We start from the raw sequence: 1,279 nt of genomic DNA, 5'->3' as shown, positions 1-1,279 counted from the left end.
CTCCGGCAAGCCGTAATGAAAGCTCACCACCGCAGGCTGGAATTGTGCCAGCACTGCCGCGCAATCGGCATCAAACGGCTTGCGCGAAGGGCCTTCGGGAATCGCTGATGGATCGGCGCTGAACTCGTCATAGTAAGGGCGCAGGGTTGCTACCCAGCGTTGTTCGCCTTCCGGGTTGGACGCCGGGGAATCGTGGCAGAAAAAATTCACGTTCCAGGGATTGTTGGTGGCGGCGCTCAGTTGCGTCAGCTGCTGCTCCAGACCAGCGGCATCGAGCATCCCGGCGGGCACGGATCCCAGCCCTCCGGCCTCACACACTGCCGCGGCCAGACGCCAGTCTTGCACCCCGGCCATGGGCGCCTGAATCAGTGGTAGAGAGGTGTTGAACAGAGATCGCATAAGGCATTCCAGGTCGGCAGGAAAAAGGGTCAGCGAATCACAAGATCCAGTATAAATGCGGCCCGGTCGTTAACCGGGGCTCTGGGGACTTCAACCAGTGTGTAGCCGAAATGCCGATAGGCGGTCTGCATGATTTCAAAGGTAGCGACGGCTTCAGCAAACGACTGTTTGCGTTCCTTGTCGTTGGTAAAGATAGCGTCCCAGGGAGGGAAGAGGAAGACAGGGTTGTGGTATCGATACTTTTCACAGGCCTCAATCAAGGATCTGGGAACAGGCAGGCTTTCAAGGAGGGAGTAACCATAGATATCGACCAGCCCCCGGTCAAAAAAGACCGTCTCCTCATGGTCTGCAAAATGGGCATGATGGGTTAGCTCAGCCGACAGCATTTGGTTACGAAAGGCGACCTTGTCCAGCCAGGGAACAGCCTTCCCGCCCTGTTCAACCTGCGATTGAATCACTTGGCGGCCGACTTCCTCGGAACAGTGAAAACCCAGGCTGGCAATATGCTCGATGACCGCAGTCTTGCCAGAGCCGGGTCCCCCGGTCAGCACCATGGGTGTTGTCATTTGTTTGCGCATGACTGTCGGATTTCAGCCTGGGTATCAGCTCTTTGTGTCTACTTTGCTGATGGTGCCTTGGGCTACCGCGACGAGCCGTTCTTCGCCGTTATTGAGGGCGATCACTTCGCACTGGCAGACGGCCTGTCTCTTGCCACTGGAAAGCACGGTGGCGCGGGCGGTTAGTCGTTCTCCCAGTGCCGGGCGCAGATAGTTGATCTTGTATTCGGAGGTGACAGAGTCACCCAGTACGGAGCCCCCGGCATAGGTAAGTGCATTGTCTGCCAGATAGCTGACAACACCGCCGTGGACAAAGCCATGCT

3 protein-coding genes are annotated in these 1,279 nt (G+C 57.4%); all 3 read right to left on the bottom strand.

From position 1 onward, the window contains the following. Positions 1-399, bottom strand: a 399-nt coding sequence (locus A3754_RS00665) for a nitronate monooxygenase family protein (RefSeq protein ID WP_197468342.1), incomplete at its 3' end; no start/stop codon positions are given. Positions 400-428: 29 nt separating this feature from the next. Then, positions 429-965 carry an AAA family ATPase gene (locus A3754_RS00660; protein ID WP_063518572.1) on the bottom strand — a complete coding sequence of 179 codons (537 nt, stop codon included), beginning with the start codon at positions 963-965 and terminating at the stop codon, positions 429-431. Between the two features lie 36 nt (positions 966-1,001). Then, a partial coding sequence (locus tag A3754_RS00655) for a PaaI family thioesterase (protein ID WP_063518571.1) occupies positions 1,002-1,279 on the bottom strand: 278 nt, incomplete at its 5' end.

It is taken from the genome of Alcanivorax sp. HI0083 (genome assembly GCF_001635175.1).
This window is presented reverse-complemented; position numbering and strand designations above follow the sequence as displayed.

Coding starts and splice junctions, on each gene's coding strand:
- A3754_RS00660 (WP_063518572.1), bottom strand. CDS start 965: ATGACAACACCCATGGTGCTGACCGGGGGACCCGGCTCTGGCAAGACT.